Annotated in this window: 5 protein-coding genes; 3 read left to right on the top strand and 2 right to left on the bottom strand. The window is 70.2% G+C overall.

What is annotated here, in order from left to right; genetic code table 11:
* Positions 1-262 precede the first annotated feature (262 nt).
* The gene (locus DB30_RS33465; protein WP_146661776.1) at positions 263-2,551 is read right to left on the bottom strand and encodes a DUF4388 domain-containing protein; all 2,289 of its coding nucleotides are present in this window, start codon (positions 2,549-2,551) and stop codon (positions 263-265) included.
* Entirely contained in the window at positions 2,535-5,708 is a 3,174-nt protein-coding gene (locus DB30_RS33470) for a [protein-PII] uridylyltransferase family protein (protein WP_052556789.1), read from the bottom strand. The genes DB30_RS33465 and DB30_RS33470 overlap by 17 nt, the downstream gene beginning before the upstream one ends.
* A 59-nt stretch (positions 5,709-5,767) precedes the next feature.
* On the opposite strand from DB30_RS33470, the gene DB30_RS33475 reads away from it, so the two are divergent.
* The 3 genes from DB30_RS33475 to DB30_RS33485 all read left to right on the top strand — a co-directional run bounded on the left by DB30_RS33475 (position 5,768) and on the right by DB30_RS33485 (position 16,223).
* The gene (locus DB30_RS33475) at positions 5,768-6,520 is read left to right on the top strand and encodes a hypothetical protein (protein ID WP_052556791.1); all 753 of its coding nucleotides are present in this window, start codon (positions 5,768-5,770) and stop codon (positions 6,518-6,520) included.
* A gap of 218 nt (positions 6,521-6,738) precedes the next feature.
* Positions 6,739-7,848, top strand: coding sequence for a universal stress protein (locus DB30_RS33480; RefSeq protein WP_146661778.1), 1,110 nt, complete (start codon positions 6,739-6,741; stop codon positions 7,846-7,848).
* Positions 7,845-16,223 (top strand): GH36-type glycosyl hydrolase domain-containing protein, encoded by an 8,379-nt coding sequence (locus DB30_RS33485; RefSeq protein WP_052556795.1) that lies wholly within the window; start codon positions 7,845-7,847, stop codon positions 16,221-16,223. The genes DB30_RS33480 and DB30_RS33485 overlap by 4 nt, the downstream gene beginning before the upstream one ends.
* Positions 16,224-16,225: the final 2 nt, after the last annotated feature.

Raw genomic sequence — 16,225 nt, forward strand, 5'->3', positions numbered from 1 at the left:
CCGCCGAAGCCCCGTACCCGTCCGCCGAAGCCCCGTACCCGTCCGCCGAAGCCCCCGCACACGTCCGCCGAAGCCCCCGTACCCGTCCGCCGAAGCCCCCGCACCCGTCCGCCGAAGCCCCGTACCCGTCCGCCGAAGCCACGCGAGCCCCCTTCTAGGGGGCCACACATGCGGATGCGAACAGCCAGCCCCGAGGAGCGAAGCGACCAGACGCGAAGCGGCTGCAGTCGGCGAAGTCTAAGGTCTATGTGGGGGTTTAAGGCTAGACGAGCCTGTCCATTACGTCGATAGCGAGCTCGTCGTAGGGATCCAAGTCGAGCGCCTGCTGGGCCGCGTCCTGGGCCCCCGCGTTGTCGCTCAAACTCAGCAGCACCGCGCTGCGATACGAGAACACCACGGCGATGTTCGGGTTCATGTCCTCGGCATAGGCGAGCAGCTCCAGCGCGTGGTCGGCCATCTCGGGGCTCTGGCCGCTGGCTTGGAAGCGGGCCCACGCGAGGTAGGTGTGCAGCTCGGCGACGTCGACGCCGTGCTCGTAGGCGGCCTCGAGGTGGACGATCGCCTGATCCCAGCGGGACTCGGCGATCGCAAACTCGCCGTCCGCGAACTGCATGGCGCCTTGGGTCTCGGCGTCGGCGGTGGCGGTGGCGTCGGGATCGTAGTCGAGGCCAGCTCCGAGCGTGGCGGCGTCGTCTCCGAGGTCGGCGCCGTCGAGCGAGAGGTTGTCGCCGAGATCGATGTCGTCGAGCTCGTCGAGATCCACGAGCTCATCGCGGACTGCCATCGTGGCCTCGAGGTCAGGGTCGGCCTCGGCGGGGTCGGGCGACTCGGCGAGCGGATCGGGCTCGTCCTGAGCGTCGTCGAGATCGTCGTCGAGCGCGTTGGCGACCGCTTCGATCGAGAGGTTGCTCAGGCTGCGATCGAGCGCGAGGTCGTCGTCGGCCTCGAGGTCGGCGGCGAGCGCCGCGAGGTCGTCTTCGTCGTCGCCCAGCGGCGGGGGCTCTGACAGGTCCAGGGCGGGCTCGAGGCTCTCGGGCTGATCGGGCGCGTCCAGGGGTGGGGGCTGCGATGGATCGGCGTCCAAGGACGGCAGCGAGGGCTCCGACACGTCGTTGAAGTCTTCGCCTCCGCCGTCTTCGACCTCGACGACTTCTTCGAGCTCGACGAGCTCTTCGAGCTCTTCGATCTCTTCGATCTCTTCGTCGTCATCGAACGCGTCGGGATCTTCGGTGTTCGTGACCTCGATCGCGGGGGGCTCCGGCTCCGGCTCCGGCTCTGGCTCTGGCTCTGGCTCCGGCTCCGGCTCGACGGCTCGTGGTGCTGGCTCTGGCTCCGGCTCTGGCTCTGGCTCTGGCTCGGCGAGCGCGGGCGGGCTGTCGTCGTCTGGCTCGTGCTCGAACGGCTTGTCGTCGTCGTCGTCGAGCAACACCATCTCGAACACGCCGGTCTCGGCGGGATCGGCTGCCAGCGGTTGGCCCTGGCCGGGCGCCCCGATCGCGGGGTCGCTGTTCTCTGGTTCGTCGCCGCTCGCGAGGTCGATGTCGTCGTCGAAGGTCTCGTCGGGGGTGTCGCGCTCGGCCGCGATCAGAGCCGATGAGATCTCGCGCGGCGCCGGCTGAATGGCGTCGGGCTCGTCGACGGTGAAGTCGTCGCCCGCGTCGAAGTGTTCGTTCTCGGGCTTGGGCAGCTGGCCGGGGAGGGGCGTGTCTTCGTAGGTGGTGATCGACAGCGCGGGCTCGTAGCTGGGCGCGAGCTGGCGATCTGGCATCACGCGGCCGTCGTCGGGCTTGGCCAGGGCCTCACGCGGCTCGCGGCGGGTCTTGGCCAGCCGCGCGACGCCAGCTTGGATCGAGGCGTAGAGCAGCAGCGCGGTCGAGGGCACGACCGGATCGAAGGGGGTTGCGAGGAGCTCGCCGATGCTCTTGCTGCCGTCGAGGCAGCTGAGGAAGTAGTCCTCTTCGGGGGCGACCTCGAGCTTGACCTCTTGCGCGGGATCGATGACCGGAAACCGATCGCTGAAGCCCTCGAGCGAGCGCGCGGCGTGGGCTTCTTCGGTGGTCTCGAGCAGGGCGTTGATGATCATGCCCTGGACGTGGTTGGAGAAGCGCAGGCCGTAGTCGTCACCTTCGACGTCGGGCTTGTACTGGTAGCGGCCGTCGTCCCAGCTGAAGATGTCGTAGAGCTTGTGACGCAGCTGGGCCTCGAGCCCATAGCGCAGGTTGCCCTCGCTCAAGATCCCCATCTCCACGAGCAGCTCGCCTTGCTTCTTGCCGGTCCGACGGATCGACTCGAGGGTCTGATCGCACTGCGCCTGGGTGATCAGGCCTTCGCGGGCGAGGATCTGCCCAAGGCACTCGGCGGTCACGTTCGAGCGCACGGAGATCGGCTCGCCGTGACTGAAGAACACGACCTTCTTGGTCTTGCCGTTGAGCAAGTACAGGCTGCCAGTGCTCTTGGTCCGCGCGAGCTGACGGACGAGCTTTGGGAACGGGCTGCGGCGGAGCGTACCCTTGAGCGGGAAGCCGAGCGTGGTTTCAGTGGTCTCCGGCATGGGTGTCGTCGGGTCGGCGGGTGGTATCGGGTGGGTCCAGCCGGGGGAGGTGGCGATCAAAGGCGGCTCGGATGAGCGAGCGTTCACGCTCGAGTGTCGAGACCAGTGTGTCGCGGTCCGCGAGGCCCATCCTACGTGCAAGGGCGGTCAGGCGGGGAGAATTCAGAGTCAAGCGGTCGGTCTCGCCCCAGTCGCTGCCCCGCGACATGCGGAGCCGATTCAGCAGGCGTCGCTCGAACCGGTAGGCGCGATCGAGCGCCAGCGCTTCGGCGGGGTCGAGCGCACCGATCGACGCGAGCTGCTGCAACGCGCTGGGTATATCGCGGGCGCGGAGGTTCATGCGAGCGGGCGAGGTCGGTTGCCCTGTCGGGGGCGCCTGCGCGTGCACATCGTGCCGCAACTGCAGGGCAGACACCAAGAGTTCAGCCTCGAGCACGCCGCCAACCCCTGTCTTGATGTTCCACTGCTCGCGTGTCTCACGCGCGAGCTCCAGCTCGATCCGCTCCTTGAGCCTGCGCGTCTCGCTGGCGACGTGGTCTGGATCATCATCGCGGGCCCAGACCGAGGCGGGCACAATTTCATTGACGATCGTGGCGGCCAGACCCGTGGATGGGTCGGCCTCCACGCCGTTGGGTGCATGAGCGGCACCGCGCGACGGAAACTGCTGCTCGGCCACGCCGCGCAGGCGCACCAGCGCGAGCCGCTCCCAGACCTCGAGCGGGTGGCTGTGGTAGCTGCGAAACCCTGTCAGCGACGAGACCAGCAGGCCCTGGCGGCCGGATGGACGCATGCGCATGTCGACCTCGTACAGCCGCAGTCCCCGGCTGCGATCTTCGAGCCGCGCGATCAGCCGGCGGCTGACCCGTTGCGCGGACTCCCGCGCGACCGTGGGCGAGACGGAGTCCGCGGGCTCGAACACGAACATCAGGTCCAGATCCGAGCCGTAGTCCATCGCCTGCATGCCAAACTTGCCGAGCGTCAGCACCGCGAGCGTGAACGCCGGGCCATCGCGCTGCTCGGCGGCTAGATCCGCGAGCAGCTCGCGGACCACGAGATCGGCCAAGTCCGACAGACTGCGCCCGACTGCCAGCGGATCCGGGCGACGACCAAGATCGTAGATGCCGATCCGCACCAGCTCGCGGTGCTTGAACAACATCAAGCGGTGATCGAGGCTGGTGTCTTCGCCCTCGGCGTGAAAGTTGGCGAAGCGCTCGCGCAGCTCGTCGGCGGTGGGGAGCTCGCTGGCGGCGGCCTCGAGCAGGAGCGAGAGGCCACCGTCCCGCGCCGGGCCCGAGGTGCCGCCAAAGCCGATCAGGCCGCGGCTGAGCGGCTCGCTCGCGCCAAACAGATCTGCGATCTGGCGGACCAGCTGCTCTTGCTCGGGCGCTCCCATCACGCGCCACATGGCCAGGTGAGCCGGACGCGTGGCCGAAAACTCGACGAAGCGGCGCACGGCCTCGACGGGGTTGGCGCTGTCGAGGCAGGCCAGCAGCAGTCGCTGGCCGCCCGCCAGCGCGGCGCCCGAGCTGGCCAGCGCCCCGTGGGGACGCGAGAGCAGGTGATCGAGCATCGCCGCGACCTCTTCCGCGGCCTCGGGCCACAGCCCGAAGATCGCCAGGGCCTCGAGCCGCGAGCGCGGTGACGAGCCGGGATCGAGCAGCACCGCCTGCGCGACACCGCGCTCGGCGGGGGCCTGCCCGGCGAGCTCGGACTCGCCCGTGAGCGTGCCGGTGATCGCCTGGACCTGGCCGCGCAGCTCGGTCAAGGCGGCGTCGAAGCTGGTCAGCGTTCGCGGCGGTGCAGGCTCGAGCGCGCCCGCGAGGTTCCGCACCGCGCCGATCAGCCAAGTCGGCGGAGCCCCAACCGCGAGCCGACGCGCGAGCAGCTCGCGGGCCGGCTCGACTTGGGGCACGCGGTGGGTCTGCTGGCCCTCGCTCAGCTGGACCCGGTGCTCGATGCGGCGCAGCACTCGGTACGCGCGCGCCAGGATCTCGTGCTCTCGATCACTGAGGAGGCCGGCGGCGGCGAGGCGATCACAAGCGTCGAGGGTCGAGCGCGCGCGGACGCTTGGGTTGCGGCCGCCGTTGAGCAGCTGCAGGCTCTGGACGAAGAATTCCACCTCTCGGATCCCGCCGGCGTCGTGCTTGAGATCGACGTTGGCGCTGCCGATGCTGTCGTGCGCCTGGGCGCGGGAGCGCTTCATCATGGCGGCGATCTCATCGAAGATCTCGGGCCCGAGGCTGCGCCGCCACACGAAGGGCGAGAGCCGGTCGAGCACGGTCGCGCCAAGCTCGAGGTTGCCGGCGACTGGGCGCGCGCGCAGCCAGGCTTGGCGCTCCCAGCCGCGACCGTGGCGCTCGTAGTAGCGCTCGAGCGCCGACAGCGAGAGCGACAGCGGGCCGCGGGAGCCGAACGGGCGCAGGCGCAGATCCACGTGAAACAGGGGGCGCCACACGCCGCTGCCCTCGATCAGACGCAGGGCCTTGCGCAGGCGATCGTGCAGGGCGGTCCGGAGTCGGTGCGCGCGCGCTTCGTCGGGCGCGGCGACGGCCTCGTCGGTGTGGACGAACACCAGATCGATGTCGCTGAGGAAATTGAGCTCGCGGCCGCCGAGCTTGCCCATGCCGAACACACACACTTGCTCCGCTAGCTGCGGATCGACCCCGCGCAGGGCCGCGTCAATGCAGGCGCCCGCGACGTCACTGAGCGCGCGGCCGACCTCTTCGAGCGGCGCGTGCTCGAGCTCGCGGCGGGCCAGCCACAAGTAGTTGCGCGTGCGGACCCGAGCGATCGCCTCGGCCACCGGGTGCTCGGCGAGCGCGGCCTCGATCTGCTCGGACACGCTGGGCTGGCGCGGCGCGTTGGGGACCAACAGCGCGTGGACCAGCGGCGCGTCGAGCAGACGCATCAGCCGCGTCGGGTAGCTGCCTTGGTGCAGCAGCGCGACAAAGGTCGAGCTTGGTGGCTCGCGCAGGTGGGTGGTTGGCAGCGTCAGCGCTCGCTGGATCGCGGCGTCTGGCTCGGGGCCCGCGAGCAGCTGTTGCAGCGGCGTGCGCCAGCGAGGCGCGAGCGCATTGACGAACGCGTCGCGCTCGCGAGCTTCGAGCGCGAGGGCGTGCTCGAGGATCGCGCCGAGATCATCGAGCGGAGCCGACACCGGCGACAGGATAACCCCGACCCAGGGGATCCAGCTGGGGCTGCGCTTGACATGCGCCTGTGCCCGCGCTGACCTGCAGCATGCGCTGCGTCGACGCGGGGGTGCTCCTGACACTGTCTCTCGGACTGCTGGGTTCGACCGGGTGTCATCGGGGCCAGCCAGGTGACGCGAGCGCGAGTCCCCCTCACGCGGCCGCCGCGGCTGCCAGCGAAGCCGAGGGGGCAGGGGTCGACCCTGGCAATTTTGGCGTTCCCGCGCGCTGGCAGATCGACGGGACCACGGTGGCCGAGGATCCTTCGTTGCCGCTGGAGCTGGCCCGCGCGCTGCGGGATCACGGCCGCCGCGCGGACGAGGTCCAAGATCACGTGATCGTCGATCTCAACGGCGACGCGGAGCTCGACGCGGTGCTGCTGCTGCCAGCCCCGGCGGTCGCGGGCGCCTACGATCACCTGGTCCTGCTCAGCGAGGGCGGGTCGATCCGCGTGCACGACTTGGGCGAGCTCGTCGACATCCCGGGGTTTGCGGTCGCCGTGGTCCCGCTCGTCGACGGGCCGACCTTGGTCGCCGTCGCCCCCCGGATCGGCAGCTGCGAGCGCGGACCAAGCTGGTCGTTCTTGCGGCCAACCGGCGCGATGCTCGAGGGCGTGGGCACGATCGGCGTCGAGCCCTACGACTGCGCCGTGGCCGACGCCAGCCTCGAGTTCGTGCGCGCGGCGGGGGGCCAGGTCTCGGCCGTCGAGCTGCGCCACGGCGAGGTGCTCACGCGCTACGTGTGGGACCGCAGCGTCGGCAGCTTCACGCCGCAGCCCTAATGGCACACCATGGCAAACTCGCCGCGGTGCCATAGTATGAACATTGTCTAGCGTAACTGTCTCGAGTAATTGTGCCGGCTTGGGCCCGTGAGCAATCCTTGCGGCCCTGGGCCGTTGTTCGCCACAACTCTGCGCTTTGCAACGATTGACCCATGATCAATCGTGAATGTGAACCGCCGGCAATCAAATGCCAATAGCAACGGCGGTGCAGGAGCGACATGACGCCAGAGAAAATCAATCTAAGGGCGCCGGGGCCAACCCGCGACCAGACCATGGTCCGCTGCGCCCACCTGTCGATCGGTCGCGCCTGCCTGGGCCGCTCGCTGGTGCCGCCGGTCGCCCGCGGCGCCGCGACCGAGCACGTACCGCACGTCGCCAGCAACCCGTTGCGACGGCGGGTGGCGGCGGTGATCCCCGAGCACGTGCTGGTGACCACCGATGGATCGGACTCGGCCCACCGCGCGCTTCCAGCCGCGCTGGCGGCGATCCGCGCAAGCCGCAGCTCGCGGGTCACGCTGCTGCGGGTCCTGACCTCCAAGCACGCGGGCCCGGTCCACGCGCTGGAGTGGGCGATGGCGCGGGCCCACGCAGAGATGGATCTCGAGCGCCTCGCCAAGCAGCTGCCCTTGGAAGAGAAGGCGACCTCGGTCGTGGCAGAGGGGCGCGCGGCCGAGCAAATCTTGCACTTCATCGACACGGACGAGGTCGACCTCATCGTGATCGCCAGCCACGGAAGCGACGGCTCTCGGAGCTGGCGCATGGGCAGCACCACGCGCAAGGTCATCTCGAGCGGGCCGGTCTCGCTGCTGGTGGTGCCGGCCGAGCCGACCTTCAGCGCGTTCGAGCACGTCCTGGTTCCGCTCGACTGCTCGGCGCGGGCCGAGCACGTGCTGCCGCTGGTCAGCCGGATTGGGCAGGCGCACGACGCCGAGATCACCCTCGTGCATGTGGTCCCGCGGCCCGACAGCTCCTCCCACCTGCCGTCTGGCCCGCGCGAGCGGGCGCTGATCGACGAGCTGACCAAGTCCAACCTCGCCCGGGCCAAGAGCTACCTCGAGGGGATCGGCGAGCGGCTCACGGCTCGCGGGCTGCGGGTCGGGATCAAGCTGCTGACCGACGCCAACCCGGCGCGGGCGATCGAGCGGCTGGCGAGCACCTCCAACAGCGACCTCGTGCTGCTGTGCGCCCACGGGGGCGGCTGCGCCCACGGAGAGCGCTACGGTTCGGTCGCGCGTCGGTTGCTGGACTCGTTGGTCAAGCCGCTGTGGCTCGTCCAGGATCTGCCGGCCGAGAGCCCCCGCTTCACACCCAGCCAGAGTGTGGAGTGACGCCCGACGATCAGCATGAGTTTGCGTTTGCACCTCAGCGGCGCTCGACTCGCGGGCGGGCCTACGCGGTCGCGGGGCACCTCAACGGGTTGGTGCGGGCGCTCGCGGATCGCAACGACAGCTCGCTTCCGGGCGGCATCGAGTGGGTGCTCGACAACCACTTCGTGCTGCGCCGTGCGACCCGGGAGGTTCGGCGCGGCTTCACCGGTGAGTTCGAGGGGCGGCTCGCGCAGTTCGAGACCGGTGCGTACGCAGGCTTGCGGCGCAGCGAGGTCGAGGCGTTCTCGCTGCTGCGCGAGGGCGAGGGGCTGCTCGATCTCGAGCTCTTGACCCGACGGGCCCGCGAGTTTGGACACCACCACGACGCCTCGATGGCGGAGCTGTGGGCGCTGCCCATGCTGCTGCGGCTAGGCTTGCTCGAGCAGCTTGGCCGCGACCTGCCGCGACTGTTGACGCCGATCACGGACACCACGGTCGACCATCGCGTCGGCAATTGCGTGCGCAGCCTGTTGATGGTCGAGAAGACCGACTGGGCGCGCTTCTTCGAGGCCACGAGCGAGGTCCACCGGATCGCCAGCATGGACCCGAGCGGCGTGTATCCGACCATGGACTTCGCCACGCGGGATCGCTATCGCCGGATCATCGAGCGGCTCGCGCGGGGCAGCGAGCTGTCCGAGACCGCGGTTGCGATGCGGGCGCTCGAGCTGGCCGGCGCGGACGGGCACGTGGGCCATGTCTTGTACGCGCGAAGCGAGTCCGCGCTCGAGCGGGCGATCGGCTACCGACCGCGCCTCGCGGAGCGAGCCGCGAGGATCCTACGACGCCGCGCGGCGCCGCTGTATCTGGGCAGCATCGCGCTGGTCGCCGCGGTCCACGTCGCGGCGCTGGCCGCCTGGCTGATCGCCGCCGGGACGCCGCCGGGGTTGGTGGTGCTGGCGTGCGCGCTGGTGCTGATCCCCGGGTGGACGATCGGCGTCAGCTTGGTCAACTGGGTGGTCACGCTGGCGGTTGTGCCGGTCGCGCTGCCCAAGCTGGAGTTCATTGGCGGGGTCCCGAGGGCGCACCGCACTCTCGTCGTCGTCCCGGGCCTGCTGATCAACGAAGCCGACGTTGACGCGCTAGCGAACAGACTCGAGTCGCACTACTTGGCGACCCGCGATCCGATGATCGAGGTCGCGATGTTGACCGATCTTTGCGACGCCGAGACCGAGACGCTGGCCGGCGACGACGAGCTGCTCGAGCGCGCGCGCGAGCAGGTCGCCGCGCTCAATCGACGCCACGCACGAGGCGGCTCGAGTCCGGCGGAGGGACCCGGGGACGGCCCGTTTCACCTGTTTCACCGCAAGCGGGTCTGGTCGCCCCGGCAAGGCCGCTGGATGGGATGGGAGCGCAAGCGCGGCAAGCTCGAGGAGCTCAACCGCTTGCTGCGTGGCGACCTCGAGACCACCTACGTGGTCCATGAAGGCCGCGAGGGGCACTTTGACGAGTTTCGCTATGTGCTGACGCTGGACGCCGACACCGTGCTCCCGCTGGGAGCAGGGCGGCGCTTGATCGAGACGCTCGCGCATCCGCTCAACCAGGCGCGCTTTGACGAGGGGCTGGGCGTGCGGTCTGGCTACACGGTGCTGCAGCCGCGCGCCGACGTGGCGCCCGACGACGCGCCGAGCCGGTTCGCGCGGGCCATGGCTGGCGACGGCGCGTTCGACATCTACACCCGCGCCGTGTCGAACGTGTACCAAGATCTGTTTGGTGAGGGGATCTTCGTTGGCAAGGGCATCTACGCGATCGACGACTTTCAGCGCAGCTTGGCCGCGCAGATCCCCGAAGATCGGATCTTGAGCCACGACCTGCTCGAGGGCCTGCACGGGCGCGCGGGCCTGGTCACCGACGTGATCGTGTACGAGGACTACCCGCAAAATTGGTTGTGCTTCGCGCGGCGCCTGCATCGGTGGGTGCGCGGTGACTGGCAGCTGTTGGCGTGGCTGGGTCGGCATGTCCCGGTGTCTGGAGGTCGGCGCACACCCAGCCGGTTCGACGGGATCGGGCGCTACAAGATCCTCGACAACCTGCGCCGCAGCCTGCTGGCGCCGACCTTGGTCGGCTTGGCGGTCACGGGATGGCTGGCGCTGCCAGGTTCGGCGTGGATGTGGACGGGTCTCGTCGCGTTGTTGTTGGCCACCCCGGCGTTGACCGGTCTGGCTGGCGGCGTGCTCAGCTCGGCCCGGCCCCGCCGGCTCCGGGCCGCCCTGTGGGGCACGGTGGTCTCGGCCCCCGCAGCGCTCGGTCGCTGGCTGCTGCGGACCACGACGCTGCTGGACGAGGCGCAGGTGTGCCTCGACGCGGCCGGGCGCGCGCTGGTGCGAACCATGATCACCCGGCGCAACCAGCTCGAGTGGACCGCCGCGGCGCACGCTGGGCGGGGCAGCAGCGAGCCGGTGACCGTGATCCGCGAGATGGCGCCGTCGCTGGTGGTGCCTCCGCTGCTCGCCGCGCTGCTGGTGGCGGTTCGGCCAGAGGCGCTCGCGGGCGCGTCGCCGCTGTTGCTGGCGTGGTTCATCGCGCCGCCGCTGGCGATCTGGACGGCTCGATCCGCGCGCCGGCGGGTCGAGCCACCCGCGCAGGTCGACCGCGCGCACCTGCGTCGGCTCGCGCGCCGGACGTGGGCCTACTTCGAGACCGTGATTGGCCCCGATGACCACTGGCTGCCGCCCGACAACCTGCAAGAGCAACCAATCCACGAGCTCGCGCACCGAACCTCGCCGACCAACATTGGGATGGCCTTGCTCGCGACCCTCGCGGCTCGCGATCTTGGCTACATCGATCTGCTCGAGCTGGTGTTTCGCCTGGGCAACACGATCGAGACCCTGGCTCGGCTGCCGCGGCATCGCGGCCACGTGCTCAACTGGATCGACACGAGCACCCTCGAGCCGCTCGAGCCCCGCTACATCTCGACCGTTGACAGCGGCAACCTGGCGGCGGCGCTGATCGTGCTCGAGCAGACCTGCCGCGAGCTCGCGGAGTCGGCCCGGCCGGTGAGCGGGCGGTTCGCCGGACTGGCCGACTCGCTCGACGTGCTGGCCGAGGCGCTGACCCACTGGGGGGCCGACGCAGACCGAGCGGGGCGGCACGTGCAGCTCATGCGGGGCCACGTCGAGGCCGTGACCGACCATCCGCGGACCTGGCTGACCAGCCTCAACGCCCTCGATGAGCAGACCTTCGTGCAGCTCGACGCGCGCCTGCTCGAGCTGTTTGAAGCGCGGGTTGGCGCGCACGACGGGGCGGTGTTCGAGCCGGCGCGCTTCGAAGAGCTGCAGGTCTGGGCCACGCGGATCCGCACGGAGGTGGCGGACGTGCGGGCCGAGATGGCGGCCCAGCTGCCGTGGTTCGAGCTGCTGGCGCGGCTGCCCAAGCCGGCGCCGGGTCCTTCGATAGATCTGCTCGACGCGCTGTGTAACGCGCTGTGGCGCGCGCCGACGCTGGGTCAGACGCCCGACGTGATCACGCGCGCGCTCGCCCGCCTGCGGGCGCTTCGAGCCTCGAAGGAGGGGGGGATCGTCAGCTGGGTCGCGGCCCATGAGCCGTGGGTCGACCAGCTCGAGCAGGCCCTGCGGACCAGCCTCGACCACGCCCACATGGCCCGAACCCGGCTCGGCGAGCTGGCCCAGCTCGCCAGCGATCTCGCGGCCGAGATGGACTTCGAATTTCTCTACGACGGCGTACGCGAGCTCGCGTACATCGGCTACGACGTCAGCGCCGAGCGCTACGACGACCATCACTATGATCTGCTCGCGTCCGAGGCCCGGCTCGCCAGCTTCGTGGGGATCGCCAAGGGCGACATGCCGCTGCAGCACTGGGCCAAGCTCGGTCGCCCGATCGGCAGCTTTGGGGCCGCGCGCGGGTTGTTGTCGTGGAGCGGCACGATGTTCGAGTACCTGATGCCGCCGTTGTTGCTCGACGAGGGCGAAGGCACGCTGCTCGACGTCAGCGCGAGAGCGGCGATCCAGGCCCAGATCGAGCACGCGCGCCGCCACGGCCTGCCGTGGGGGATGTCCGAGTCGGCCTACGCCCGGCTCGACGCCGAGTTCAGGTACCAGTATCGGGCGTTTGGTGTCCCCGCGACTGGGTTTCGCCGCGGCCTCGATCGTGATCTCGTCGTCGCACCCTACGCCTGCTTGCTCGCCCTGCACCACGAGCCCGCCGCGGTCGCAGACAACCTGGTAGCGATCGCCAAGGCCGGCGGGTTTGGGGCCCTCGGCGTGTATGAAGCGATCGACTACACCCGCGAGCGAACCGGGCTTGGCAGCAAGCACACGGTCGTCTACGCGTACATGTCCCATCATCAGGGCATGATCATGCTCGCGCTGCACGGCTACCTGTGCGACCGCGCCATGGTCCGACGCATGCACTGCGACCCGGCCGTGCGCACCGTCGAGCTGTTGTTGCGCGAGCGCTCGCCCGGCCGCGTGCCGATCGAGCGGCCCCAGCCAGCCGCAGAGGGACCCCCGGTCCGACCCAGGCACGAGCGCGTTCGCGGTTGGCTCGCCGATCCAAACGATGGACCCGGCGCGCATCTGATCTCGAATGGCCGCTACGGCTTGCTGATCACCCGGGCCGGCGCGGGCCACAGCTGGTGGAGGGGCCGCGCGATCACCCGGCCCTGCCACGACACCACGCTCGAGGACCGGGGAGCCGCGACCTACCTGCGCGACGAAGATGACGGGCGGCGCTGGTGTTCGCTGGGCGAGGGCGACGATCCAAACCGCGAGGTCGTGTTCTCGCCGCACGGGGCGTCGATCATCGCGCATCCCCATGGCTTGCTCGCGGAGCTCGCGGTCACCGTCTCGCCGACCGAGGACGCGGAGCTGCGGATCTTTCGGGTCAGCGATCGTCGAGGTCACCGACGACGGCTGACGATCACCCACTACGCCGAGGTCTTGCTGGGCAACGCGGTCGAGCATGAGCGGCACCCCGCGTTCGCCCACTTGTTTGTCGACGCCCAGCTGTGCGTGACCCCGCATCCGCTGATCCTGTGCCGCCGACGGCCGCGGGCGCCGGGTGACGAGCAGCTGTGGTTCGCGTGCGCGCTGGTCTCGGACGCCGTGGCCTGGTCGCGCTACGAGACGGATCGCGGGCGCTTCATTGGGCGCGGGCGATCGCTCACCGATCTGGCCGGGTTGACCCGCGCGCTGCCGAGCCAGGAGACCCCGCTGCAGGCGGCGCTCGACACCTGCGTCGTGATGTCGGGCGAGCTCGAGCTGCCGGCGAGGGGCACCGCCGAGTGTGCGTTCGTCAGCGTGGTCGGTCGCACGCGCGCCGAGGTGCTGGCCCGCGCCGGTCGGCTCGCGACCATGGCGGCGGTGCGTCGCCACGCCTTCGACGCGGAGCGCGTCGCGATCGAGCGCGCGCAGACCCGCGGTCACGACACCAACGACATGCGGGCGCAGCAGCGCTTGTTGTCGGCCCTGCTGTTCCCGCGCCCCGAGTTGCAGGCCGCGAGCGAGGTCCGGGCCCGCAATCGCCTCGGTCAAGATGGGCTGTGGCGCCACGGGATCTCGGGCGACGCACCGATCCTGCTCGCGCGGGTGACCACGGTTGGATCCGGCGTGATCACCCGCCTCGCCCAGGCCCACATGCACTGGTACGAGCGCGGACTCGCCGTGGATCTGGTCGTGTTGGAGGAGCGCTCGGCCAGCTACGACGGCACGCTCCGTCAGCGGCTCGCGCAGCTGCTCGAGCACGCCGGCGCGCGGCTGGCCAAGCAAGGGGGCGGCGTGTTCGTCATTCACGGCGCGAGCCTGAGCGCGGAAGAGCGCGATCTGCTGCTCAGCAGCGCGAGCCTGATCGTCGACGCCGACCTCGACCTCGAGGGCACGCTGCGGCCGATCGGAGTCCCCGAGCTGCCGCCCTTCGAGCCCGAGGGCCAGCCGCGCCCGCAAACCACCCGCTTGCCGCGACCCGATGATCTGCGCTTCGACAACGGCTACGGCGGGTTCTCGCCCGACGGCCGCGAGTACGTCGTGCACCTCGAGCCTGGCGAGTCCACGCCGGCGCCGTGGATCAACGTGCTCGCCAACCCCGACTTTGGCTGCATCATCTCCGAGCGCGGCGCTGGCTATGCGTGGTCGACCAACGCTGGGCTCCGCCGGCTCTCGCCCTGGTCCAACGACCCGGTCCTCGATCCGCCGTCGATCTCGGTGTACCTGCGCGACGAGCTCGACGGTGAGATCTGGTCCCCCATGCCCGCGCCCGCGCCGTATCCGGCGGCGTATCAGATCCGACACGGGGCGGGCACCACCTCGTTCTCGCATCATGGCCACGGCCTGCGGCAGCACACCGAGGTGTTCGTTGCACCCAGCGATCCGGTCGGGCTGGTCCGGCTGGCGCTGACCAATACCGGGGACCAGCCCCGGCGGCTGACAGTGACCTTGTGCATCGAGTGGCTGCTGGGGAGCCGCAGGTCGGACACCCGCACGCTGGTCAGCGACTTCGTCCCGGACTTCGAGGTGATGCTGGCCCGCAACCCGTGGAACCCCAACTTCGCCCAGCGCTGGGCGTTCGCGGCCGCGAGTGAGCGCTTGCATGGCGTCACGACCTGCCGCGAGGAGTTCTTTGGCCGCGGTGGGGATCGCCGATCACCCGCGGCGCTGGGCCGGATCGGCTTGTCGGGCGAGGTTCAAGGTTGCGATCCCTGCGCGGTGCTGCAGCTCCACATCGATCTGGCCCCAGGCGCCACCACGCAGCTGCACTTCGTGTTCGGCGAGGCGGCGGATCGGGCCAGCGCGATCGAGCTGGCGAGGCGCTACCGCGACGGCGCGCGGGTCAGCGAGGCGCGCGAGCTGCTCGACCGCCGCTGGGATCGCATCTTGTCTGCGGTCGAGGTCCACAGCCCCGATCTCGGGTTTGACCTGATGGTCAATCGCTGGCTGCTGTACCAGTCGATCTCGTCGCGGCTGTGGGGGCGGACCGGGTTCTATCAATCGAGCGGGGCGTTCGGGTTTCGTGATCAGCTGCAGGACGTGATGGGGCTGGTTCACGCGGCCCCGGAGATGGTTCGCGCGCACCTGCTCGACGCCGCCGGGTGGCAGCTCGAGGCCGGCGACGTCCTGCACTGGTGGCACCCCCCGCACGGCGCGGGCCTGCGCTCGCGCTGCTCCGACGATCTGCTGTGGCTGCCGCTGGTGGCCGCGCACTACGTCGAGGCGACCGGCGACCTCACGATCCTCGCCGAGCAGGTCCGATTCTTGGATGCGACGCCGCTGGCTGCCAACGAGCACGAGCGCTACTACTCCCGGCTCGAGTCTGGGCAGGATGGTGAGCTGACGGTCGCCGGATCGGGCACGCTCTATCACCACTGCATGCGGGTGTTTGCCCGGGCCAATGAAGTAGGGGCCCACGGCTTGCCGCTGATCGGGAGCGGTGATTGGAACGACGGGTTCTCGAGCGTTGGCGTGCTCGGGTTTGGCGAGAGCGTGTGGCTGGGTTGGTTCGTGCGCGCGACCGCGCTCGCGTTCGCCAGCGTGTGCGAGCAGCTTGGCGAGCACGACGACGCCCGCGCGCTGCAGGCTCGCGCCGAGGCCTTGCGTGCCCCGCTCGAGTCCGCGTGGGATGGGGCCTGGTACCTGCGGGCGTACCACGACGACGGGGCGCCGCTCGGGGCCAGCGGCAGCGATGCGTGCGAGATCGACTCGATCGCGCAGTCGTGGTCGGTGCTGTCGGGCGGCGCGAGCGAGCGGCGGGCCCACGTCGCGATGGACAGCGTGTGGCAGCGCCTGGTGATGCCGGACGAGCGCGTGGTTCGGCTGTTCACGCCGCCGTTTCGGGGCGCGAGCGCGCGGGTTGGCTATGTCGAAGGCTACCCCCCTGGGGTCCGCGAGAACGGCGGTCAGTACACCCACGCCGCCGTGTGGGTCGCGTGGGCCTACGCCGATCTCGGTGAGATCGAGCGGGCGTGGGCGGTCGCGCAGATGATCGGCCCGATCGCGCATGGCTCCGATCCACGGGCGATCGAGCGCTATCGCGTCGAGCCCTACGTCGTCGCGGCCGACATCTACTCCGAGCCGCCGCACGTGGGTCGGGGCGGTTGGACTTGGTACACGGGGGCCGCTGGGTGGCTGTATCGGTTCGGGGTCGAGCGAATGCTGGGGGTGCGGCGCAAGCAGGGGCGGATCACGCTGGCGCCCACGCTGCCGCGCGAGTGGCCGAGCGTTCGCCTGGTGTTGCGCGATGGGCAGACCGTGTACCGGGTGCAGATCGAGAAGCGGTCGGCCGGGCGTGAGGTGATCGCTTGTCTCGTGGATGGGGTCGAGGTCGAGCTGCCGGTCGTGCTGCAGGCGGGCGACGACCGGGAGCACGTCGTAGCGATCACGCTCGACTGAGA

The organism is Enhygromyxa salina, from assembly GCF_000737335.2.
Taxonomy (GTDB): Bacteria; Myxococcota_A; Polyangia; order Nannocystales; family Nannocystaceae; genus Plesiocystis; species Plesiocystis salina_C.